A 23,838-nucleotide genomic window follows, 5' to 3' on the forward strand; every position below is an offset into this window, starting at 1 on the left:
GTGACCTTCCACTCCGGACCGAACGAGTGCCGGGGGAGAGGAAGGGCAACACGTCATGGCAGGCGTTCTCGCGACCGATCCCACCCTCGCCGACTTCGGCAAGGACCCGCTGTGGATCACCCTCGTCAAGGCCGTGACGCTGTTCCTCTTTCTGGCGCTGGGAGTCGTCTTCGGGGTCTGGTTCGAGCGCAAGCTGATCTCGCGGATGCAGCACCGCTACGGCCCCAACCGGGCCGGCACGTTCGGCCTCCTGCAGTCGGTCGCCGACGCGATCAAGATGGGCTTGAAGGAGGACATCCTCCCGCGCACGGTGGACCGGGTGCTCTACCTGCTGGCGCCGGTCATCATGGTGGCCGGCGTTCCTGGCCTTCTCCATCGTGCCGTTCGGGCCGGTCGTGAACCTGTTCGGCGTGCAGACGCCGCTGCAGCTGGTGGACCTGCCGGTGGCGGTGCTGTTCATGCTGGCCATGGGTGCGGTGTCCGTCTACGGCGTGGTGCTGGCCGGGTGGTCGTCGCGCTCGCCGTACGCGCTGCTCGGCGGTCTGCGCTCGGCGGCCCAGGTGGTCTCCTACGAGATCGCGATGGGGCTGTCGTTCGTGGCCGTCTTCCTGTTCGCCGGGACGCTGTCGACGTCCGAGATCGTCAAGGCGCAGGAGCAGACCTGGTTCGCGGTGCTGCTGATCCCTTCGTTCCTGGTCTACGTGATCTGCATGTTCGGTGAGGCCGCGCGCATCCCGTTCGACCTGCCGGAGGGTGAGGGCGAGCTGGTCGGCGGGTTCCAGACCGAGTACTCCTCGTCACTGAAGTTCGCCCTGATCATGATGGGGGAGTACCTGCACACCTTCACCGCCGCCGGCATCGCCGTCACGCTGTTTCTGGGCGGCTGGCGCGCGCCGTTCCCGATCTCGCTGTGGGAGGGCGCCGACCAGGGCTGGTGGCCGGTGCTGTGGTTCTTCATCAAGTTCGTGCTGACCTTCAGCTTCATCGTGTGGGTGCGGGCCTCGCTGCCGCGCGTGCGCTACGACCAGCTGATGTCGCTGGGCTGGAAGGTGCTGTCCAACGAGCCGACGGCCGGCGGCTTCCCTGTGCCACCGCTAGACCTGCCGCACTACCACGGCCTTCCCCGGCCGTGAGCGCCTCGGACAGGTTCCAGTTCGTCAACGGGGTGTGGAGGGACCACGGACGCCGGGCCATCATCGTCGAGATGACCCGCGCCGCGGCCCCCACGAACTCCCGGTAGGCCCTACGACAGCGCCTTCCGCAGCACCTCCGCGAACTCCACCGGCTTCCAGAGGAAGCCGCCGTGGTCGCCGGGGAACACGACCGGCGGCGTGCCCAGCAGCTCGGCCAGCGCCGTGGACGTCGGGTGCGTGACCAGGCCGCCCGAGGTGGCGCCGATGCCGACGACGACACGGGCCGGGCCGGCCGTCAACGCGGCCACGTCGGGCACGTAGCGGGTGGTGCCGCGCAGCTCGTGGGCGAAGAAGCGGGCGCTGTCGGCGAGGTCCTGCTGCGACGGCTCTCCCTGCTGCGGGGGCGCGGCGTCCTCGTCGAACCCGGAACTGATCATGAACTTCCGCCACGCCGCCTCGTGCCCCTCCCGGTGGAAGGTCGCGACGATGTCCTCGACCGTGGCGCGTCGCTCGGCGGCGTCGGGAAGCAGCTCCAGCAGGGGCGGCTCGTGCGCGACGAGTGTCCGCACCCGCCCCGGATGCCGCGCGACCAGCGCGAGGCCCGTCACCGCGCCGCCGCTGCTGCCGAACACGTCGGCGGACTCGGCCCCGAGGGCGTCCAGGAGGGCGGCGACGTCGTCCGCCCGCAGCTCGGGGGTGGAGTCCTGCTCGGGGTCGTCGAGCGGGCTGCCCGCGATGCCCCGCGGGTCGTGGGTGAGCACGGTGTGGTCGGCCGCGAGCGCGTCGGCCAGTGGCGCGAAGGCCGCCGCGCCCATCGGCGCCCCCACGACCAGCAGCAGCGGTCCGCTGCCGCGGATCTCGTAGCGAAGGCGTCCGCCTGGGATGTCGAGGGTGCGGGTGGTGGTCATGGCCGGGTGTCCTTCCTTGAAGGTCGTCGTTGACGACGGTAGGACTCCGGCCGAGGGCGAAACTCACCGCAGCGCTCACCACCGAAAGCGAGCTACCCGTGCTGGGCTGATGGTTCTGGCCGGAACAGGCCCGCGATGAGGGCGGCGAGGACGGCGAACAGGGCGGCGCTGATCAGCCCGACGGCGTGCAGGCCGCCGGTGAACGCGTCGTGTCCGGCCTGGACGAGGGCGGCGGCGTCCGCCGGAGGGAGGCCCGCCGCCGCGGCGCCGACGCCGGCGACCGTCTCCTGCGCGCGCCGCGCCGCCTCCCCGAGGACGTCGGCCGGGACGGCGCCGGCCATCCGCTGACGGTAGATCGTCGCGGCGACGGTGCCGAGGACGGCCATGCCGAGCGTCCCGCCCAGGTAGTTGGCGGTCTCCGACATCGACGCCGCGGACCCGGCCTTCTCGGGCGGGACGGACCCGACGACGATGGCCGTGCCGAGCGCGAACAGTGGGCCGGTGCCCAGCGCCAGGACGGTGACTCCCGCCACCGCCATCGCGGGGCCGTCGCCGCTGCCGACCCCGGCGAGCAGCGCCGCGCCCACGGCGGACAGGGCCAGCCCGCCCGCGATGGCCGTCTTGGGGGTGATCAACCGGGTGAGGGCCGGGGTCAGCAGGGTGCCCAGGGCGACGGCCAGCCCCATGGGCGCGAACCACAGCGCGGACTGGGCCGGCGCGTATCCGAGAACCGTCTGCAGGTACTGGGTGACCAGCAGGCCCGTACCGGCCATGGCGACGCCCGCGAGCATGAGCGCGGTCAGGACCAGGGTGAACGGCCGCTGCGCGAACAGGCGCAGGTTCAGCAGCGGGTGGTCGAGCCGCAGCTGCCGCCGGGCGAACGCCACCCCGAACGCGCCTCCGGCCACGATCGCCGCGATCGGCTCCGTCGGCGAATCGGTTCCGGCGGCGAGGTTCTTGATCCCGTAGACGATCGGCAGGATCGCCAGCAGGGACAGGGCCACGCTGGTGAGGTCCAGGCGGCCGGCGTCCGGACCGCGGTACTCGGGCAGCACCACGGGGCCGGCGAGGAGCAGCACGGTGATCACCGGCACGGCCAGCAGGAACACCGAGCCCCACCAGAAGTGCTCCAGGAGTATCCCGCCGACGACCGGGCCCAGGGCGCCGCCGGCGAACTGGCAGGTGGCCCATACGGCGATGGCCGCGCCGCGCTGCTTCGCGTCGCGGAACATGTTGGTGATCAGCGCCAGGGTGGAGGGCATCAGGGTGGCGCCGGCGATGCCGAGCAGGATCCGGCAGGCGATCAGCATGGCCGGGCTGATCGAGTACGCGGCCAGCACGGAGCCGACGCCGAACGCCGCTCCACCCGCCAGCAGGAGGCGGCGCCGGCCGATCCGGTCGCCGAGGGTCCCCATGGTGGTCACGAAGCCGGCCACCATGAAGCCGTAGATGTCGACGATCCACAACTGCTCGACACCGCTGGTGCCGAGGTCCGCGCTCAGCTGCGGCAGCGCCATGAACAGCGCGGTGATGTCCGCTGCCACGAGCAGGGTGGGCAGGGCGAGCACCGCCAGCCCCAGCCACTCCCGCAGTCCGGCCCGTGTCGGGGCGGCTGCCGACGCTATGTCCTGCACGATGATGCCTCTCTTGTCCTTGACGGTCTCGGCGCCCAGCGGGCGCCGACGCAAGGGAGTCGGAGCGGGCGTCGCGGGATCGACATCGGGCAGGGGACAGGCTCGGGAAAAGGCAGAATTCTTCTTCCGCGACGATGTCGAGGACGCCGAGGCGGCTCCGACCCACCTCACGAGAGGCTTCCGAAGGGACGCCGGAGCTCAGCGCAAGGAGTGAACCGTGAAGTACATGCTGTTGATCCATAACCGGCCGGGGTTCGTCGACGAGATGTCCGAGGCCGAGCGCGACACGTTGATGGGGGAGGTCGACGCCATCATGAAGGAGCTCACCGAGTCCGGTGAGCTGATCCGGGGTGAGGCGCTGGCCGACCCGTCCCAGACCAGGACGGTGCGGGTGCGCAACGGCGTCCCGGCGATCACCGACGGGCCGTACGTCGAGGCCAAGGAGCAGTTCGCCGGCTACCTGCTGGTGGAGTGCGACACGCCCGACCGGGCCGTCGAGATCGCTGCGCGCTGGCCCGACGCGCGGCAGTGGGCGATGGAGGTCCGTCCCGTCGTGCACCAGTCCGGGCCGCAGGTGTGACGCTCGCCCGGCCCGCCGGAGGAGGCCGTGGCCAGGCGCTTCCGGTGGGCCGGGACAGGCCGGCGGCCGATCCGTGACGAGGCCACGGCCGGGTACTTCCGGCGGTCTGGCCGCGACCAGGCCACGGCCGGGTACTTCCGGCGGGCCGAGGCGCGCCGCCGGTCTGTCCGCGCCGAGGTCACGGCGTCAGGGGTGTCGACGGTCGCAGCCAGGGCCTGACCAGCTCGTCCAGCCCTGGTGGGTACCGCCGTCGCCCGAGGACGTCCAGCCTGCCGGGGGCGGACCCGCCGTGGGCGGCACCACGGCGGTGCAGGCGCCGGCGGGAGGAGCCTGGTGCTCGCCGTCGTACCTTTCCAGCTTCGTCCACCACACCCGGTGCGTCAGCGGGACCCAGACGTTCCATGGCACCCGCGAGTCGACCGCCACCCGGCCGGGCGGCGGGGCGGGCAGCCAGTCCCGGCCTCCCGCCGGCGCCGACTTCGGCGCCAGATCCACGGCGAACGCCACGTTGACCGCCGCCAGCGCGGCCACCACCGTCAGCGTCCTGCGCGGGACGAGGGCCGCCACGACCAGGCAGGCCAGCAGCGCCAGCGCGACCGCCGAGGCGGCGACCATGTCCAGCGAGTCCCGCACGCCGCTGAGGAACGACACCTCCGGGAAGTCGAAGGCGATGAACGCGTAGCGCCGCAGCCGGTCTCCGGCGTACCAGGCGGCCACGCCACCGGTCGCGGCGAGCAGCCCCGCCGCCACGGCCGCGTACCGCAGGACGGCCGCGCGGCGGGCCCGGACGAGCACGACCAGGCCCGCCAGCAGCCACGCCACCGCGACGCACGCCAGGTACCGCCCGTAGACGTAGTTGCCGACGCGGTGCTCGTCCGGCAGCGCGGCCGACGAGGCGTACGCGATGCCCAGCGTGGTGACCAGCAGCGTCGCCGCGGTGACGCGGAGGGCGAACGGCGCGCCCCGCCGTACCGTCAGCGCGACCGCGGCCGCCAGGCCGATCCCGGCCAGCCCCCAGGTGCCGGCGATCAGATACCAGAGCTGGCCGACCGCCCCCGACAGCGCCCACGCCTGCCCTTCGACGCCGGTGAGCCGGGACGCCAGCAGCCCCGACAGGTCGCGCGGCCCTCCCGGGTAGAGCGCGGAGGACAGCGCGTCGTTCAGGACCTTGCCCGCCGCCGCCACCGCGGCCGCGACGCCGAGCGACACCAGCCCCGCCCGTCGCGGCACCCGCCTGGCGACCAGCAGCCCCGCCACGACCACGACATACACCGCCAGGACGACCGTGCCCCGCAGGTGCACGGCCATGGCGAACGCCGCCAGCCCGCCGGCCACCGCGCCCGCCCGCGCCGACCCGCTCCGCGCGAGGTCGTGGACGGCGAGCAGCCAGCCGAGCAGCACCGTGGGCAGGATCGCGTCGGCCAGCGCCAGCCCCGAGAACAGCAGCAACGCGGGCGCGAGCGCCGCGACGAACGCCAGGACCAGCGCCGCCCGCCTGCCCAGCTCCAGGCGCCGCAACCCGAGGTAGGCGAGCGGGTACGCGCCCGCCGCGACCACCGACCCGGCGACGACCACCGCCCGGTAGACGGTGGCGGGGTCGGAGGTGAACCAGTAGATCGGCGCCAGCAGCAGCGCGTAGCCGCCCTGATAGAACGTGGAGCCGGTGAAGTCCGCCCCGGGGCCGCCCGCCAGCCAGCGTGCCGCGATCAGGTAGCCGGTCTCGTCCGGATTGGCGACCGGGCCCGCGTGGTACCTGAAGAGCCACAGCCGCAGCACCACGTGCGCGAGGAACCCCCCGGCCAGGAGCCATCCCGGCGACCGGCCTGCGGGCCCGCTCACGTGAGTGCGTCGCGGCGTGCGGGGCCGGGCAACGGTCAGCATGATCTCCCCCTCGTCCGCCGGCGGGATGTTCCGCCGGTGCGGGGAAGTTCAGCAAGAGCGCGCTAACGCGCCCGTCACCACTTTTGGTTATGCGGGGGTTATGCGTGGGTCGTGATGAGCGGGCTCCTCGCGTCCCGTGCGCGTGCTCGCGCGGAAGGGGGAGGCCGCACCAGCCGGCGGATGTTCCTCGCCGACCGGCGCGCCTCCACCTCCGGGCGCCGCGCGCCCGCACGGCCGGCCTCGGGCGCGCCGTGTCCGGCCCGGCGAGGTGTCCGATCGCGCGCGGTCGCGCCTTTCAGGCGAGGGTGGCGGTCACAGTGTCGACACGGGACGAGTCCGCCACACGGGCCATTCCCTGCTCGATGGCCTCGATGATCCGCGGCCGCAGCTCGGCGGCGCTGATGATCGCGTCCACCGAGCCGACCTCGACCGCGCGCTGGATGCTGTGCACCCGGTCGAACTCGGCGGCGACCTCGCCGAGCTTCTCCGCCCGGACGGTGGACTGCACCTCGGCGAGCTGGGCGCTCAGCGCCGCCCGCTCGGCGCCGCCGGCCGCCGAGACCTGCGTCTGCAGCTCGGTCACCCGCGGGTCGGTCGCGGTGCGGTTGTTCACCTCACCGGAGAACACCACGGCAGCCGCCGGGGCACCGCCGAGCACCGAGGCGAACGAGCCCTCCAGCGCCAGCACGGTCATGTTCGGGTTGAGCGCCTTGGAGAACACCACGAACGCGCCGCCGTGGTAGCGGGAGATCACGCAGAACACGATCGGCCCGTCGAAGTTGACGATCGCCCGGCCGATCTCCGCGCCGTACTCCAGCTGGAGCTTGCGCATCGACTCCGGCGAACCGTCGAATCCGGACAGGTTCGCCAGCACCACCAGCGGCCGGTTGCCGGACGCCGAGTTGATCGCCCGCGCGGTCTTCTTCGACGACCGCGGGAACAGCGTGCCCGCGGTGTAGGTGTCCGGCCCGTCAGTGGGCGGGAAGCCGCGCCGCGGCACCGACCGTGACTCGATGCCGATCAGGCAGACCGGCCGGCCGCCGATGTGCACGTCCTGCACCGCGGACGTGTCCGCGTCGGCCATGCCTGCCCAGCGCTCCAGCACCGGGTGATCCTGGTCGGACAGGGCGCGCATCACCGTGCGGATGTCGAACGGCTTCTTGCGGTCGGGGTTGTGCTCGGCCGAGAAGATCTGGCCGACGGTGGTGAAGTCGCTGCCGGCGATCGCGTGCGGAAACTCGGAGACGTCGCGGTCGACCGGGTCGATGGTGTGGGCCCGCCGCGGCGTCGTCTCGCCGGGCACGACGTAGGTGTGGTCGTAGTGCGCCATCAGCACGTCGCGGGCGGCCGGCAGGTTGGGCGCCCAGTACTGCGCCTGGCCGTTCGGCCCCATGACGCGGTCGTAGCCGCCGATGCCGAAGTTGTCCTCGGCCGACACGCCGCCGGAGAAGTCCAGCGCCTGCTTGCCGGTGAGGACCATCGTCGAGTCCGGCGTCATCACCAGGATGCCCCTGGTGTGCATGAGCATCGTCGCTTCGGCGTTCCAGTACGGCTGGGCGCCGACGGTGATCCCGGCGACCACGATGTTGATCTCACCGCCGTCCTGGGTGAACGTGACGATCCGCTTGAGCGCGGCCGCGACCCAGTCCATGTTCTCGGTGCCCGAGGTCATCGAGATCCGCGCGCCTGCCGACAGCGCGAACCACTCCAGCGGGACCCGCATCCGCTCGGCGAGGTCGAGCGCGGCGATCACCCGGGAGCACTCCGGCTCCGACAGCGCGCCCAGCGCCTTCGTCGGGTCGCCGAGCAGGACCACGCGGGTGACGCCTTCGGGGTGCCGCTCGGTCGGCGTCGTGACGACGCCCGCGATGATCGCCGCGGAGTTCTTCCCCTTCGGCCGGTCCACCGGCACGAGCGCGCCGTGCTCGTCGAGGTCGTGCTCGACGAAGCCGCCCTCGGGCCCGGCGAGCAGGCCGGTCAGCTCGTACGGGTAGACGTTCCCGCGCCGGGCCGCGCGCAGCACCTTCTGGCGGTAGTCGTCCAGCGGCTGCACCGGCTCCGTTGACGGCGCGCCGACGTGCAGGCTCGCGCCGTGGCCCGGGTCGAGCGTGATCCGCACGGCGACCTCGGTCAGCTCGCCTGCGGAGTTGCGCTGGCGGGCCACGAACTGGACCTCCTCCAGCCCCGCTCCCGCCGTGGTCGGCAGGACGCGCTGGACCAGCGCGTTCAGCTCGTCGGTGGACAGCTCGGTCGACGGCCAGACGTACATCATGATCCGGTTGGTGTCGAACCGCTTGTTCTGGGGGCGCTGCGCCTGGATGTTGCGGATCGCGTCCAGGCACGCGGTGATCGCGTCCTCCACCGCGGGCAGCGCGACCAGCGTGCCGTCAGCCTCGCGCAGCGGCGTCAGGTCTCGGACCTGGCCCATCGCGATGAGCCGCTCGTCCGCTGGGTTGCTGCGCGCGACGGCCTTGAACAGGTAGATCTCCTCGTCCGCGGACGGCAGCCGGGTGAGGTCGAACTCGCGCAGCCGCTGCAGCTGCAGGCGCTGCGCGATCTGCGGGTGCAGGCCGCGGATCAGCCGGTCCTCGGCGAAGCCCGCGCCGCGAGCTCCGTCGGGCCGGAAGGTGAAGTGGTGGTGCATCACGGCGCCGCTGGTGCCGACGACGGTGGTGGTGATCCGCCGGACGCCCGCGGGCTGCGGGTGCTCGGCGAGGAGCTGTCCGAGGCGCACCGCCATCGCGTCGGCGTCCGGCTGGTCCTCCCACGTGACGTAGAGGTCGGCGACCAGCCCGCGCTCGGCGACGTCGGCGGCGAACGAGCCGACGGCGCCGATGGCGTCGGGCAGGGCGGTGATGTCGACGGCGGTGGTGACCACGCGGGTCACGCCGCGTGAGCCGGTGTGCTCGGCGGTGACGAACCGGCAGCCCGCGGCCTCCCGCGCGGTGACCTCGGACAGCCCGCGGTTGCCGTAGTAGCGGCGGGTCAGCACTTCCAGCAGCGGCGCGTGGTCCCGTCCGAGCCGCCCGATTTGCTGGCCGATCAGCCGGACCAGCGGCTCGGCGCTGGCCACCATGTTCTGGATCCGCTCGGCGCGGTCCGGCGCGTCCGGGTCGCGGTCCAGGTAACGCAGCTCGTCGCGCACCGCGGCGTAGACCTGGGCGCGGTTGCGGCGCAGCAGCGGCTGGGTGAACCAGCGGAACACCACGCCGAGGGCCAGGTCGGACACCGTGGGGAAGCGCACCTGCGTGGCCTCGACCAGGTACTCGAGGGTGAGCGCGGCGCGTTTGCCGAACGACTCGAGCGGCGGCACGCCGGCCAGCCACCGGCGCAGCAGCTCCGACACGATCGCGACGTCGGTGCTCATCCGCTGCTGGGCCAGGAAGATCCGGAAGACCGCGGCCTCCAGCTCCGGCGTGCGGTCGAGGCCGTCGATGCCGTAGTGGGCGAGGACCTTGGTGAGCGTGGCCCGGAAGCTTTCAGTGACGCCGGCGCGCTCGACGTCGAGGCTCTGCAGGTAGCTGTGGAAGAACTCGCGCGGGCTGTGCACCGGGCTGCCCGGCTCGACGTCGAGCTCGCCGCCCGGCTTGTTGCGGCTCAGCTCGGACAGGTCGGCGAACAGGGTGAGCAGGTCCAGCTCGCCCTCGTGCGGCCGCCCGCCCAGTTCGGCGCGCGCGTCCAGGTACGCCGACAGCACCCGCTTGTGGTCGTGCGGGTCGACGTCGAAGCCGAGCAGCAGGCTGCGCAGGTCCTGCAGGCCGCGCTCGACGCGCTCGCCCGCGGACGCCCCCGCGGGCTCCGCGGGCAGTTCGATCTCGACGGCCTCGGCGGCCGACTCCGTCTCCTCGGCGCGCTCGTCGGGCAGCGGCTCCAGCCGCATCAGCGGCGCGCCGGTCTCGACCTGGCTGCCCACCGACACCGGGCACTCACGGACACGGGCGCGGAACGGCGCGCGCAGCACCGTCTCCATCTTCATGCTCTCCAGCACCACGATCGGCGCGCCCGGCTCGACCTCGTCGCCGACCGACAACGGCGTCGCGACCACCAGCGCGGGCGCGGGGGAGCGGACGACACCGCCGTCGTCGCGGCTGATCCGGTGCGTGACGCCGTCGACCTCGACCAGGTGGATCGGCCCGTGGGTGGCCGACACCAGCCGGAACCGGCGGCCGTTGACCACGATCTGGCCGCTGTGCGCGTCGAAGCGCTCCACCTCGACGTCCGCCGGGTGCACGGCACCGCCGCCGGAGACGCCGACGCGGAACCGCCTGTGCCCGACCCGGGCCACACTCACCCGGTAGCCGACGCCGCGGAGCTTGAGGTCCAGCGGACGGCCCGAGTCGTGCTGCACCTGCGGGCGCCCGCCGTACGCGGTGGACAGCAGCCGCTGACGGCTGACCTCCTCCTCGTCCTGGTAGGCCTCGATCGCGGCGGCGGCCAGGGCGATCGCGGAGTGCCGGTGGCTGACCAGGCGGCCCTCGGCGCGCACGCGGTCGATCCAGCCGGTGTCGGCGCTCGCGTCGATGACCTCGGGCTGGTCGAGGAGGTCGAGCACGAAGCTCTTGTTGGTGGCGCCACCCTCGATGATCACGGTGGTCTCGGCCATCGCGCGGCGCAGCCGGCCCAGCGCCTGTTCGCGGTCGCGGCCGTAGGCGATGATCTTCGCGATCATCGAGTCGAAGTCGGCCGGGATGGTGTCGCCCTCGCTGACGCCGGTGTCCACGCGGATGCCGGGCCCGGCCGGCAGCACCAGGCGCGCGATGCGGCCCGGGGCGGGCGCGAAGTCACGGTCGGGGTCCTCGGCGTTGAGCCGGGCCTCGATGGCGTGGCCGGCCTCGCCCGGCTGGGCGCCTTCCAGCCTCCCGCCGTTCGCCACGTGCAGCTGCAGCCGGACCAGGTCGGTGCCGGTAGTGATCTCGGTGATCGGGTGTTCGACCTGCAGCCGGGTGTTGACCTCGAGGAAGGCGAATAGCTTCGCGCCGGGGTGGTAGAGGAACTCGACGGTGCAGGCGCCGCGGTAGCCGACGGCCACGGCGAGCCGCTCGGCTGACGCCTTCAGCTCGGCAGCCTGCTCGATCGCCAGGACCGGGGAGGCGGACTCCTCGATGATCTTCTGGTTGCGCCGCTGCACCGAGCAGTCCCGGACGCCCAGCGCCCACGCGGTGCCCTGCCCGTCAGCGATGACCTGGACCTCGACGTGCCGGGCGCCGGTGACCAAGCGCTCCAGGAAGACCACGCCGGAGCCGAACGCACGTAGCGCCTCCTGGCTGGTGCGCTCGTAGGCGTCGGTCAGATCCTCCTTCGAGGCGACCATGCGGATGCCGCGCCCGCCGCCGCCCGCGGTCGCCTTGAGCATCAGGGGGTAGCCGATCTCGTCGCCGGCGCGCAGCGCGTCCTCGAGGGTGGCGACCTCGCCGCGGCTCCACGGCGCGACCGGGACGCCGACCTCCTCGGCGATGAGCTTGGCGCCGATCTTGTCGCCGAGCTTGCGCATCGCCTCCGCGCTCGGACCGACGAAGGTGACGCCGATCTTCTCGCACAACTCGGCGAACGCCGGGTCCTCGGCGACGAACCCCCAGCCGACCCACGCGGCGTCGGCCCCGGTCTCCACCAGCGCCCGCTCCAGGACGGCGTGGTCGAGGTACGGGCGGGCCGAGGCGGGCCCCAGCGGGTAGGTGACGTCCGCTTCACGGACGAAGGTCGCGTTGCGGTCAGCGTCGGTGTAGAGGGCGACCGTCTCGATTCGCGCCCCGGTCTCCGCTGAAAGATCCCGGACGGCGTGAATGAGCCGCATCGCAGCCTCTCCACGGTTGACGATGGCGACACGACTGAACACCGGCTGAGCCTCCCCATTTCCCACGCGCAGCAGGCGACGTCCGGGGGGAGCGTCGCCTGCACCTATCTCTACCCTGCTCGATATCCGCCGGGTTCACCAATGTCCCGCATCGCGCATGGCGGAGCGGATGCGTTGTGGGAATCCCACAAAAGGCGAGTCGGCCACACCGCCCGGCCGCCGTTTCACGCAAGGTCTGCCACAAACACGCCTGCACCCTGCGGTGTGCTCACATCAAACCCCGGTCCGCGATCGTCAGCACATTCCCCTCAGGCTCGCCGACCACTCCTGATCAGCGCGGAACCGGTGCCACGGCTCCCGTCCCCCGAAGCTTGCGGGGCGAGGGGCATGGCGGGCCAGTCACCCGCGCCGGCCACGATGAGCAGGTCGGCCTCGGGGACGTCGTCCAGAGTGGCGACCGCGACCGGATCACCCGGCGCGACACGGCTCGCGCCGCTTCGGCAGGCGGCGGCGTTCGCCGGCGCGCCGGGCGAAGCGGCCGGGTATCACCCGAGGTCAGCGGAGGGATCGGCCGCGTTCGGCGGCTGGTCACGCGTTCGCTGACGGCACCTCCAGGCGTCCGCCGCCGTCCACGTGCAGCGTGGTGCCGGTCAGGAACGGGTTGGTCAGCGCCATGAGCGCCGCGGCCGCGATGTCGGCGGGCTGTCCGACCCGTCTGGCGGGGTTTCGGACGGCGACGTCGCGGAAGAAGGCGTCCTTCTCCGCGCCCATCCGGTCCCATGCGCCGGAATCCACCACGCCGGGGGAGAGGGCGTTGACGCGGACCGGCGCGAGCTCCACGGCCAGAGCCGCGGCCAGGAAGCTGACCGCCCCGTTCGTCGTGGCCATCACGGAAAGGCCAGGTGACGGCCGCCATGCCACGAAACCCGAGAACAGGAGCATGGCCCCGCCCGCGGCGAACCGCGGCGCGAGATGCTTGGCGAGCATGATCGGGCCGATCACCTTGGCGTCGAACGCGCCGGCGACCGCCGTCCTGTCCAGCTCGCCGACCGGGCCGTTGGCGTGCGCCGCGGCGAGCGAGACCAGGTAGTCGAGCTCCCCGACCTGCTCGGCCAGCGCGCGGATCGACGCCTCGTCGCCGAGATCCACGCGCGCCGCGCCGACGCCGTTTCCGATCCTGGACGCGGCGGCCTCCACACGGGCCGGGTCGCGCCCCGCGAGCGTGACGATCGCGCCGGCGGCGGCGGCCTGCGCCGCGATCTCCCGCCCGATCCCCGAACCGCCTCCGACGACGACGAGCCTCTTGCCGGCCAACTGGGTTGTCATGTGCTCCTCCTTGGTGTCGCTCCTTTCAGCACGTCGCATCCCCAGCTCTCATCCCTTCGTGATCCGCATAGTTTTGATGCCTGCCATAAGATGAGCGAATGGCTACGTTGCGAGCCCTGGAATGCCTTCTCGCCGTGCTCGACGCGGGATCGATCACCAAGGCGGCCACCCGCCTGCACATGTCCCAGCCCGCGCTGTCGCATCAGCTGGCCGCGCTCGAACGGGAGATCGGCGCGCCCGTCGTCGAGCGCCTCCCCCGGGGAGTGCGGCCGACCGCCGCGGGCCGGGCCATGGCCGACGACGCGCGAGCCGCGCTGCTGGCCGCCGGCCGGGCCGTGCACGCCGGACGCGAGGCCGCCCGCGGCTCGGCCGGCCTGCTGCGCATCGCCTGCGCGGAGAGCATGACGGCCGGGCTGCTGGCACCTGTCCTGCGCACCTGGCGACGCCTGCGCCCCGATGTGCGGCTGGCGCTGACCGAGACCACCAGCGCTGACACGCTCGCCCGGCTCGTCGAGGCCGAGGAGGCCGACATCGCCCTCGGCCCGCGCCCCACCCGATGGGCCGGGCACACCGTCGTGATCGGAACCGAGGAGATCGTCGCGGCCATGCATCCCGAGCACCCGCTGGCCGCGGGCACATCCGGCGTGACCTTCGCCCAGCTCGCCGAGGAGCCCGTCGTCGGATACCACCCCGACAACGGGCTCGGCGGCTGGCTAGACACCGTCGCCGCCGGGCACGGGGTCACCCTGACCGCCGTCACGCGTACCCGGCAGGCGGCCACCGCGGCACAGCTGGCCGGTGCCGGCATCGGCGTCGCGCTCGTCCCGACCACCGCGCTCACCAGCCCCTTCCCAGGAGCCCTCCGCCGCCTCCAGCCGCAGCTCACCCGCGAGGTGATCGCGCTCGTCGCCAACCCCAGCGACACTCTCGTGCGCCGGTTCGCCGCCGACATCCGCCGCAACGGAGTTCCCGTCCCCGAGCCGATCACGGCCGAACTCCAGTCGTGACGTCTGATCGGTGGCCGCGGCGTCATCTGGGCGTCACCCGACGCGGCGCCGAGCAGGCCGCCGGTAGCCCGCGGGTCGCCGTGCCGCTTCGAGGATCTCAGAGGGCGATCATCGGGACGGCGACGCCAGGCCGGCCTCGTAGGCGATGATGACGAGCTGGACCCGGTCGCGGGCGTCGAGCTTGGCGAGCAGCCGCGTCACGTACGTCTTGACGGTGGCGACGCTGATGAACAGGTCGGCGGCGATCTCGGTGTTGGACCTGCCGTGCCCGACGAGGGTCAGCACCTCGCGCTCCCGCTCGGTGATGCCGTCGAGCGGACGGTGGCGCGGGGCGGACGCGGGGCGTCCCGCGAACTCCTCGATCAGCCGGCGGGTGACGCTCGGCGCGATCAGGGCGTCGCCGGCGGCGACGACGCGGATCGCCGCGAGGATGTCGTCGAGGGCCATGTCCTTGACAAGGAACCCGGACGCGCCGGCGCGCAGCGCGCCGTAGACGTGGTCGTCGTCGTCGAAGGTGGTCAGGACGATGACGTGGGCTCCGCCGGTGCCCGCGGTGATCAGGCGGGTGGCGTCGATGCCGTCCATGCCGGGCATGCGGATGTCCATCACCACGACGTCGGGGTGGACGTTCTCGGCCAGCTGGACCGCTTCCGCGCCGGTGCCGGCCTCTCCGACGACCTCGAGGTCGGGGGCGTCGGCGATGACCATCCGCAGGGCGGTGCGGACCAGAGGCTGATCGTCGGCGAGCACGACGCGGACGGTCATCGGACCCCCGCCGGGACGGGCAGGCGGGCCGCCACCCGGAAGCCGCCCTCGGGGCGCGGCCCGGCGGAGAACTCCCCGCGCAGCAGGCCGACCCGCTCGCGCATCCCGACCAGGCCGTACCCGCTCACCCTGGCGCCGCCGCGGCCGCGGCCGCTGTCGAGGACCTCGATGGAGAGCTCCTCGTCGCGGTAGTCGATGGACACCTGGCACGAACGGGTGCCCGCATGGCGGACCACGTTGGTGACCGCCTCCTGGATGATGCGGTAGGCGGACACGTCGATCTCCGCGGGCATCGGACGCATCTCGCCCCGCCACCGCACGTCGACGTGGACTCCCGCATCTGTCGTCGTGGCGGCCAGCCGGTCGACGTCGGCCAGGCCGAGCCCCGGATCGGACGCCGCCGGCGCCCCATGTTCCGGTTCCCCCTCACGGAGCGCGCCGAGGGTCCGGCGCAGCCCGGACAGCGTCTGCCTGCCGACCGTCTCGATCTCGCCCAGCGCGTCGCGCGCCCGCACCGGCTGCGTGTCGATGACCCGCCGTGCCGCGCCGGCCTGCAGGGCGATGACGCCGATGCTGTGCGCGACCGCGTCGTGCAACTCGCGCGCGATGCGGAGCCGCTCGCCGGTGACCGCCTGGGCCGTGGCCTCGGTGTTCAGCCTCTCGGCGTACTCGCGGGCCTGGTGCACCGAATGGCCCACCAGCCAGGCGATGACGGCCGTCATGCCCACGGCCAGCTCCGCCGAGGTTCCGATGACCCAGCCGAACAGCAGCCGCATGGTCAGGTAACCGGCCAGCACGGCGAGCGCCATGGCGACGGCGACGACCCCGGCCCGGCGCGGCCTGGTCGCCGCGATGAAGTACAGCGCGACATCGACCGCCAGGAACTGGGCCAGTGGGATCTCCCCCACGCCCAGAGGGACGGGGGCGATGGCCGAGGCGGCGAGCAACAGGACCATGGCCTGGAGCGGTCGGCGGTGCAGCCGAGCGCTGCCGGCCAGCGCCAGGGCGGTGGCCACCGCCAGGAACACCAAGCCGTCCCACCGGTAGACCAGGACGCCGGCGGGCACGGCGGGCTCCGCCTCGCCGGGCAGCCTGACCCGTACGAGGAACGTGAACGCCAGCCCCGCACACCAGGTCAAGGCCGTCCAGGCGCCGGGAGGCACCCGCTTGAGCAGGGGGAGCGGTGGTGTGACGTGCATGGGCAGATCGTAGCGACGTGGCCTTCGACCAGGCATCAGACCCTGGTTGTACATCCATGGTCCACCTGCGCTCCCGCAAAAGCCACCAGCGGTCCGATGTGGTGCGACGCCGCCCTGCGGCACCGTCGTTCCGGTGATCGAAGCCAACGAACCGACCTGCACGGCCCATGCCGGGGTCCCCGGCCCTGACAGCGCCCCCAACGGAACGCGGCGGACATCCGGCCCGGCGCCGCACCCGCACGGGGGGCGCGCCGACCGGTTGCCGTATTCAGGCGGGGATCGTGCTGATTGGGTGCCGTATCCAAGCGGAGGGCGCGCCGATCGGGCGCCGTATTCAGGCGGGAGCCGCGCGGGCCTGGAGCCGCACCCACGCCGGGGGCGTCTGCGCGGTGACCGGCGCGGGGGGCGTCTGCGCCGTGGGCTGCTTGCCGCGCTCGTCGTCGCGTCGGTGGCCGTGCCGGTGGCGGGTGCGGCGCGCTCCGCGTCCGTTCCGGCGCCCGTCCCGCCTGTCCAGCCCCTGCTGCGGTCCGCGACCCCCGCGGCCCTGGCCGAGCGGTACGCCGCCAGCCACGCCGCCATCCTGGCGGCCGAGCAGATGGCCGCCCGCAACGGTCACCAGGGCCGGGCCGCGATGCTGCGCGCCATGGCGGACCCGTCGCGGCGGTTCCTGTCCTTCGACGGCCGCGACGGCGGCCGCACCGTCGAGGTCTTCGGCGAGCTGTCGCGGGCCGAGCGGATCGCCGTGCTGGTCCCCGGCTCCGACACCAACCTCGACAAGTACGGACTCCTGCGAGGCGGCTCCATCAGGCTGCAGCAGGCGCTCGGCGACCGGTCCGCGGTGATCGCCTGGCTCGGATACCGGACGCCGAGCACCGTGAGCTTCCAGGCGGCGACGCCCGGCCGTGCCGACGAGGCCGCCCCCGCCCTGCGCGCGTTCGTGCGGGAGCTGGGCGCGGCCCTGCCCGCCGCCCGCATCTCCATGCTGTGCCACTCCTACGGGTCCGTGGTCTGCGGCAGGGCCGCGCCCGGGCTGGACGTCGCGAACATCGTCCTGTACGGCAGCGCCGGGGTCACCGTCGACAACGCCGCCGCGCTGCGCACCCGGGCGACCGTCTGGGCGGGCCGGGGCTCCGGCGACTGGATCGCCGCGATCCCGCACACGCGGCTCCACCTGCCGTTCACCACCTTCGGGTTCGGCGTGGACCCGGTCTCCCCGCGGTTCGGCGCCCGAGTGTTCGCGGCGGGCGACGGCGGCCACAGCGACTACCTGAAGCTCGGCTCGCTGCCGCTGAGGAACATCGCCCGGATCGTCTCCGGCCAGGCTCCGACCGAGGTGGGCCGCGATGCGTGACCTCATCAGGGTAGTGACATCAGGGGCAGCGCAATGAGTGGCATCGACATCAGGGGCATCGACGCGGCGACCCCGCCCGACCGCGACCGTGGCGTCGACGCGCTGCGCGCCCTGGCCATCCTCGGCGTGGTGCTCGGCCACTGGCTGGTGACGGCCCTGGTCGTCGACAGCGGCACGGTGCGCGGCGCCAGCCCCCTGCGCCAGCTGCCGCAACTCACCCCGGTCTCCTGGGTGTTCCAGACCCTGGCGGTGTTCTTCCTGGTGGGCGGGCACGTGGGGGCGAATGGCTACGCGTCCGCCCGTGCCAGGGGCGGGACGTACGGGCGGTGGCTCGGGGCTCGGATGTCCCGGCTGTTCAGGCCGGTCGCGGCCGTGCTGGTGGTGTGGACGGCGGCGGCGGGCGCGATGCTGGCGTCCGGGGCCGATGCGGAGGCCGTGCGCACGCTGGTCAAGCTGGTGCTGTCGCCTCTGTGGTTCCTGCTGGTCTTCGCCGTGCTGACGGCGGTGACGCCGCTGGCCGCCAGGTTGCACCCGGTCGTGCCGCTCGCCGTCGTCGCGCTCGTCGACCTCTTCCGGCTCGGTCTGGGCGGCCCCGCCTGGCTCGGCTGGGTCAACGTGGCGGCCGGCTGGCTGGTGCCGTACTGCCTGGGGGCGGCCTGGGCGAGAAGTGCGGAGCGTGGCCATGCGGCCTGGGCCAAGGGAGGGCTGACCAGCCGTGCGGCCTGGGTCATGGGAGGGCTGACCAGCCGTGCGGGCGGGTGGGCGCTGCTGCTCGGTGGGGCCGCCGCCAGCGCCGGGCTGGTCCTGTGGGGTGGGTACCCGGCCGCCATGGTCGGGGTGCCCGGCGCCGCCGTCTCGAACCTGGACCCGCCCACCCTCGCGGCCGTGACCTTCGGGCTCGCCCAGTGTGGGGCGGCGCTGCTGCTGCTCGGCCCGCTGCGCCGGGCGCTGCGCCGCCCTGCCGCGTGGGCGGCGGTGGCGCTGGTGAACCTGTCCGCGATGACCGTCTTCCTCTGGCACCAGACCGCGATGATCGCGGTCACCGCGATCGGCCTGCTCGCGGGGGTGTTGCCGGGCCTGCACACCGTCCCGGACGGGTTCGGCTGGGTGCTCGCCCGGCTGGCCTGGCTTCCGGCGTTCGCGGTGGCGCTGCTGGTGTGCTGGGCCGCGTTCCGCACGTACGAGCAGGGACGTCCGCAGACGCGCGGCGGGGCCACGACCGTACGCGAACGTCCGCCCGCCGATTCTCCGACTGCGCGGCACGCCTAGGACGGCGTCCCGCGGCTCACGCCCGCCATGGACGTCTCAGGACGGGACCCCAGTGAACCACAAGCTGTGATATGATCATTTTGTCATGAACAGTCATGACACTTCACAGCCTCGCATGGTCCTCACAGGTGACCCCGGCAGCCCGGCTTCACTCTTCGTGGCAGCCATGAACTCCGGCGACCCCGACGCCATCGACCGCGCCTACGAGGACGAAGGCGTCCTCGTCCCAGTGCCCGGCCATCCCGTCACCGGTGCGGCGCGGTTCGCCGCCAACGAGCACCTGCAGAGCCTGGGCCTGCCGATCGAGGCGCGTCCCCGGCACGCCTACGTCGCGGGTGACATCGCGCTGCTCATCGTGGACTGGTCGATTCGCGGCACCGCGCGGGACGGCAGCGCCGTCGACATGAGCGGGACCGCCACCGACGTCGTCCGGCGCGGTTCGGACGGCCAGTGGCGCTACGTCATCGACAACCCCCATGGCACCGCCTGACGAAGGAAGCCGGTAGCCGCCCCGCACGCCACGACGATCACCGGGATGGTCATGGACGTGCGGGGCGAACCCGGGCGAGCGCGACCACCACCGCCGCGGCAGGCCAGATCGGATACAGGTAGACCACCAGGAACCCGGGCGGGCACGCCCGACCTCGTCTATCTCACGGGCATGGGCGGCGGCAGATGTCGGATGCGCCCTCGGGTTCGGCGCCTACCGCAGGTCACCGCCGAAGTCGGCTTACGTTGCCGAAACGTTACATTCTTTGAAACGATTTTTCACTTGCCTCGATCAAGGGCGGATGCCTTTAATTTGGCCAGCCATCCAAACTAATTGGAGCGTGGTGTGAACCAGAACAGGGGCGGCGGCCGCATCGCGGACCCGACGAGTCGCACCAGATCTGCGGGAACCCCCGCGGACCAGGCCAGCGTGCGCCGCTCCAACCTTGCCCTGGTCCTGCGGCACGTGAGCGATCACGGCCCCTGCGCCCGCTCGGCTGTCGCCGTCGAGACGGGGTTGAACAAAACCACTGTCACCAGCCTGGTGAGCGAGCTGCAAGCGCGCGGACTGGTCAAGGAAGCGGGGCCGCAGCACGCGGGCTCAGTCGGTCGGCCGGGCCTCGCGCTCGTCCTCGACGGCTCGCGGGTGGGCGCTCTGGGCGTGGAGGTCAATGTCGACTACATCGCCGCCTTCGTCACCGACCTGGCCGGCAGGGTCCTCATCGACCGGCGCATCAGCTTCGACGCCATGGGATCCGGCCCGGAACGCTCGCTGGACGAGCTGACCCGGGCGGTCGAGCGCGCCATGGCCGACCTCGACCGGCTCGGTGTCGTACTGGCGGGGATCACGGTGGCCGTCCCCGGTCTGATCGACACGACCACGGGCACCGTCGTCTTCGCCCCGAACCTGGGCTGGCACGAGGTGGCAGTAGCCGAGCGGCTGTCGCGCGCCGGCATCCCGCAGACCGTACCCGTGGCGGTGGACAACGACGCCAACCTCGCCGCGCTGGCCGAGTACACCTCCGGTGTCGCCGCGGGAACATCCGACCTGGTCTACCTCACCGGAGAGGTGGGCGTCGGCGGCGGCGTGATCTCAGGCGGCCGGCTGCTGAACGGCGCCGACGGGTTCGCGGGCGAGGTAGGCCATATGGTGGTCGACCCCGAAGGCGAGCGATGCGGCTGCGGACGCATCGGCTGCTGGGAGACCAAGGTGGGGCTCGCCGCGCTGGTCCGCATGGCCACTCCCGACCACGCCTACGGGACGAGCCGACACGTCGTCCGTGATCCGGAGGAACGGCTCGCCGACATCGAGCAGCGGCGGGCCGAGGGGGATCCTCGGGTCGACGCGGCCGTCACGCACGTAGGCCGGTGGCTCGGCCGCGGCTCCGCCTTGCTGGTCAACCTGTTCAACCCACGGGTGATCGTGCTGGGCGGCTATTTCGCCAGGCTCGCTGACAGGTTCATCCCTGTCGCCCTGGCGGAGCTGGAACGCCTCGGCGTGTCCGCAGCCACACAGCGCTGCAGGTTCGTCCCCTCCGATCTCGGTTTCGGCGCTGCCTCGCGGGGGGCGGCAGGTGTCGCCATCGAACGAGTGCTCGCCGACCCCACCACCATCGCCATCACTCAGCCATGAGCCCTGGATAGCACAACAACGAGACCCCACCTCCCCGACCTCCCACCCTGTCCCCTCTCGCCCTGACCGTCCCGCCTGCCTGACCACTCGTCCGGAGCCACGCTTCCCGCCCAAACAGGGGCGCCGTGGCCGCGGTGCCTTCCGCAGTGCCGGATCCCACACCCTCTACTCGCCCCCGCTGAACGTCCCGTCCGTCTGTTCGGCTGACCGGAGTCGCGTAGGCAGCGTCAACGCCGACCTCGGTGCGTCGCGGCAGTGCCGTCGGCGCCGCTTCAAGCGGACAGGATCCAACCCCTCGGCCTGCCCCACCCCCCAGGAGGCCCCTATGCCGCGGTCATCTTCCGACTCGGCGTCCCTCCTCGTCATGCGAGGAATCGTCAAGCAGTTCCCCGGCGTGCGCGCCCTGGACGGCGTCGACCTCGACGTCCGTGCCGGGGAGGTGCACTGCCTGCTCGGCCAGAACGGCGCGGGCAAGTCCACACTCATCAAGACCCTGGCGGGGGCGCACCAGCCCGACGAGGGCAGCATCAGTTTCGGCGGCCAGGAAGTCCGCCTGACCAGCCCGACGGCCGCGATCCGGCTCGGCATCTCCACCATCTACCAGGAGCTCGACCTGGTGGACGGGCTCAGCGTGGCGGAGAACATCTTCCTCGGCCACGAGCCCGCGCGGCTCGGGTTCGTCCACCGGCGTGCGGCCAACCGGGCTACCCGCGAGCTGCTGGCCAGGCTGGGACACGGGGAGATCCGCCCGACCACCGAGGTGGGCCGGCTCTCGCCTGTGGCCAAGCAGGTGGTGAGCATGGCTCGGGCGCTCTCCCACGACACCCGGCTGATCGTGATGGACGAGCCGTCGGCCGCTCTCGCGCACGATGAGGTCGGCAACCTGTTCCGCATCATCAGGGAGCTGACGTCGCAGGGCGTGGCGGTGATCTACATCTCGCACCGGCTGGAGGAGATCCGCGAGATCGGCGACCGTGTCACGGTGCTCAAGGACGGCCGCACGGTCGCAGTCGGGCTCCCGGCCGAGCAGACGTCGACGTCCCAGGTGGTCTCGCTGATGACCGGCCGTAGCGTCGAGTACGTATTCCCGCCCCGAGCGTCGCGCGAACCGGGGGCGGAGGTGCTGCGCGTCGAGGGCCTGACGGTGCCCGGCCGAGTCCGGGACCTGTCGTTCTCGGTGCGGGCCGGCGAGATCGTAGGGCTGGCGGGCCTGGTCGGTTCGGGCCGTTCAGAGATCATCGAGGCCGTCTACGGGGCGCGCCGTTTCTCCGGGCGCGTCTTCTTGGAGGGCCGTCCCGTCCCGCGCCGCCGCGGCACGACGGGCGCGGTGCGGCTGGGCATGGGTCTGGCCCCCGAGGAGCGCAAGGCCCAGGCGCTGCTGCTGGGCGAGAGCGTCACGCGCAACATCTCGCTGGCCAGCCTGGGCCGCTACTCCAGGTTCAGCTGGATGGACCGGCGCCGCGAGGCCGAGGACGCCCGCGCCATGGTGCGGGCGCTGGACATCCGGCCTCCGGACCCCGACCGGCCGGTCGGCACCCTGTCCGGCGGTAACCAGCAGAAGGCCGTGCTGGCCCGCTGGCTGGTCAACGGCCGCAAGCTCCTGCTGCTGGACGAGCCCACGAGAGGCGTGGACGTGGGCGCCAGGGCCGAGCTCTACGCCGTGGTGCGCCGGCTGGCCGACGAAGGCGTCGGAGTGCTGCTGGTCTCCAGCGAGGTGCCCGAGGTGCTCGGGCTGGCCGACCGAGTGCTGGTCATCAACCAGGGACGCCTCGTCAAGGAGAGCGACGCCCGTGACCTCGACGAACACGACATTCTCGACATGATCATGGAAGGGGCTCCGGCATGAGCGAGCCTTCGGCGCCTGCGGTGAGTGGGCAGAGCACCGTCCCCGCCCAGGCGGGCACACCCGCTCCCGCCGGGAGACTGCGGACCGGGCTGACAGGGATTCCGCACCTGGGACTGATCGTCGCGCTGGTGCTGCTGTCCGCCGTGGGGCTGGTGACGGCGCCCGATACCTTCGCCACCGTCTCCAACCTGGTGAGCATCCTGTCCCTGGCCGCCACGATCGGCGTCATCACGGTCGGCGCCACCTTCGTGATCATCGGCGGTGGCATCGACCTGTCGGTCGGCGCGGTCATGGCGCTGGCCTCAGTCTGGGCGACCACGCTGGCGACCCAGTCCTATGGCCCGTTCATGATGATCGTCTGCGCCGTGCTCGTGGGCACGGGGGCCGGGCTGGTCAACGGCCTGCTCATCGCGTACGGGCGGCTGGTGCCGTTCATCGCCACGCTGGCGATGCTGGTGGCCGCCCGCGGCCTGGCCCAGCGGATGTCCGACCGCAAGACCCAGCTCGTACAGCAGGGCAACCAGGCGATCGTGGACCTGTCGACGACCCGGCTGCTGGGCATCCCCGTGCTGGTGTACATCTTCGCGATCATGGTGTTGCTGGGGTGGGTGCTGCTCAACCGGACCACGTTCGGCCGCCGCACGTACGCGGTCGGCGGCAACCCCGAGGCGGCCCGCCTGGCCGGCATCGACGTCCGGCGCCACACGATGCTGCTGTACGCGCTGTCCGGGCTGTGTTGCGGCATCGCCGCGGTGCTCATCATGGCGAGGACGACCACCGGCTCCTCCACCCACGGCGACCTGTACGAGCTGGACGCCATCGCCGCAGTGATCATCGGCGGCACGCTCCTCACCGGCGGGCGCGGCACGATCATCGGCTCGATCCTCGGCCTGCTGATCTTCACCGTGATCACCAACCTGTTCATCCTCAACGGGCTCAACACCAGCGACCAGCTGATCGCCAAGGGTCTGATCATCGTGGCGGCCGTGCTGCTCCAGCGACGCTCTCTGCGATCACCCGTCTGAC

The 23,838-nt window shown here is 72.5% G+C and carries 15 protein-coding genes and 1 pseudogene; 9 read left to right on the top strand and 7 right to left on the bottom strand.

Annotated features, from left to right (window positions below; genetic code table 11):
• The first annotated feature begins 55 nt into the window (after positions 1 to 55).
• Positions 56 to 1,133: pseudogene (gene nuoH, locus ABT294_RS17405) on the top strand (NADH-quinone oxidoreductase subunit NuoH).
• Positions 1,134 to 1,243: 110 nt separating this feature from the next.
• Here nuoH and ABT294_RS17410 read toward each other — a convergent pair.
• Together ABT294_RS17410 and ABT294_RS17415 are read right to left on the bottom strand one after the other, a co-directional pair.
• On the bottom strand, positions 1,244 to 2,041 hold the full coding sequence (locus tag ABT294_RS17410; RefSeq protein ID WP_350806737.1) for an alpha/beta fold hydrolase: 798 nt from the start codon (positions 2,039 to 2,041) through the stop codon (positions 1,244 to 1,246).
• A gap of 92 nt (positions 2,042 to 2,133) precedes the next feature.
• Complete coding sequence (locus ABT294_RS17415) at positions 2,134 to 3,675, bottom strand: MFS transporter (protein ID WP_350806738.1); 1,542 nt, start codon at positions 3,673 to 3,675, stop codon at positions 2,134 to 2,136.
• A 226-nt stretch (positions 3,676 to 3,901) separates the two neighbouring features.
• Here ABT294_RS17415 and ABT294_RS17420 point away from each other — a divergent pair, with 226 nt between their 5' ends.
• Positions 3,902 to 4,255: a YciI family protein gene (locus ABT294_RS17420; RefSeq protein WP_350807087.1), complete on the top strand. Its 354-nt coding sequence runs from the start codon at positions 3,902 to 3,904 to the stop codon at positions 4,253 to 4,255.
• Positions 4,256 to 4,441: 186 nt separating this feature from the next.
• Here ABT294_RS17420 and ABT294_RS17425 read toward each other — a convergent pair whose 3' ends face one another.
• The 3 genes from ABT294_RS17425 to ABT294_RS17435 all read right to left on the bottom strand — a co-directional run bounded on the left by ABT294_RS17425 (position 4,442) and on the right by ABT294_RS17435 (position 13,253).
• Positions 4,442 to 6,136, bottom strand: coding sequence for a hypothetical protein (locus ABT294_RS17425; RefSeq protein ID WP_350806739.1), 1,695 nt, complete (start codon positions 6,134 to 6,136; stop codon positions 4,442 to 4,444).
• A 295-nt stretch (positions 6,137 to 6,431) separates the two neighbouring features.
• On the bottom strand, positions 6,432 to 11,969 hold the full coding sequence (locus ABT294_RS17430; protein ID WP_350806741.1) for an ATP-binding protein: 5,538 nt from the start codon (positions 11,967 to 11,969) through the stop codon (positions 6,432 to 6,434).
• 546 nt (positions 11,970 to 12,515) lie between these two features.
• A complete protein-coding gene (locus ABT294_RS17435; protein ID WP_350806743.1) occupies positions 12,516 to 13,253 on the bottom strand; it encodes an SDR family oxidoreductase in 738 nt (245 codons plus the stop codon).
• Between the two features lie 98 nt (positions 13,254 to 13,351).
• Here ABT294_RS17435 and ABT294_RS17440 point away from each other — a divergent pair, with 98 nt between their 5' ends.
• A complete protein-coding gene (locus ABT294_RS17440; RefSeq protein ID WP_350806744.1) occupies positions 13,352 to 14,260 on the top strand; it encodes a LysR family transcriptional regulator in 909 nt (302 codons plus the stop codon).
• A gap of 108 nt (positions 14,261 to 14,368) precedes the next feature.
• On the opposite strand, the gene ABT294_RS17445 is transcribed toward ABT294_RS17440, so the two are convergent.
• Positions 14,369 to 15,025 carry a response regulator gene (locus ABT294_RS17445; RefSeq protein ID WP_350806746.1) on the bottom strand — a complete coding sequence of 219 codons (657 nt, stop codon included), beginning with the start codon at positions 15,023 to 15,025 and terminating at the stop codon, positions 14,369 to 14,371.
• Positions 15,022 to 16,224 (bottom strand): sensor histidine kinase, encoded by a 1,203-nt coding sequence (locus ABT294_RS17450; RefSeq protein ID WP_350806748.1) that lies wholly within the window; start codon positions 16,222 to 16,224, stop codon positions 15,022 to 15,024. The genes ABT294_RS17445 and ABT294_RS17450 overlap by 4 nt, the downstream gene beginning before the upstream one ends.
• A 448-nt stretch (positions 16,225 to 16,672) precedes the next feature.
• Here ABT294_RS17450 and ABT294_RS17455 point away from each other — a divergent pair, with 448 nt between their 5' ends.
• The 6 genes from ABT294_RS17455 to ABT294_RS17480 all read left to right on the top strand — a co-directional run bounded on the left by ABT294_RS17455 (position 16,673) and on the right by ABT294_RS17480 (position 23,837).
• On the top strand, positions 16,673 to 17,575 hold the full coding sequence (locus ABT294_RS17455; RefSeq protein ID WP_350806749.1) for an alpha/beta hydrolase: 903 nt from the start codon (positions 16,673 to 16,675) through the stop codon (positions 17,573 to 17,575).
• 33 nt (positions 17,576 to 17,608) lie between these two features.
• The gene (locus tag ABT294_RS17460; protein ID WP_350806751.1) at positions 17,609 to 18,844 is read left to right on the top strand and encodes an acyltransferase family protein; all 1,236 of its coding nucleotides are present in this window, start codon (positions 17,609 to 17,611) and stop codon (positions 18,842 to 18,844) included.
• A gap of 166 nt (positions 18,845 to 19,010) precedes the next feature.
• Complete coding sequence (locus tag ABT294_RS17465) at positions 19,011 to 19,334, top strand: YybH family protein (protein WP_350806752.1); 324 nt, start codon at positions 19,011 to 19,013, stop codon at positions 19,332 to 19,334.
• 345 nt (positions 19,335 to 19,679) lie between these two features.
• Positions 19,680 to 20,966: an ROK family protein gene (locus ABT294_RS17470; protein ID WP_350806753.1), complete on the top strand. Its 1,287-nt coding sequence runs from the start codon at positions 19,680 to 19,682 to the stop codon at positions 20,964 to 20,966.
• A 325-nt stretch (positions 20,967 to 21,291) separates the two neighbouring features.
• The gene (locus ABT294_RS17475) at positions 21,292 to 22,812 is read left to right on the top strand and encodes a sugar ABC transporter ATP-binding protein (protein WP_350806754.1); all 1,521 of its coding nucleotides are present in this window, start codon (positions 21,292 to 21,294) and stop codon (positions 22,810 to 22,812) included.
• Positions 22,809 to 23,837, top strand: coding sequence for an ABC transporter permease (locus tag ABT294_RS17480; protein ID WP_350806756.1), 1,029 nt, complete (start codon positions 22,809 to 22,811; stop codon positions 23,835 to 23,837). Before ABT294_RS17475 ends, ABT294_RS17480 begins: the two co-directional genes overlap by 4 nt.
• The last annotated feature ends 1 nt before the right edge of the window (position 23,838 follow it).

Source organism: Nonomuraea sp. NPDC000554 (assembly GCF_040300065.1).
Lineage (GTDB): Bacteria > Actinomycetota > Actinomycetes > Streptosporangiales > Streptosporangiaceae > Nonomuraea.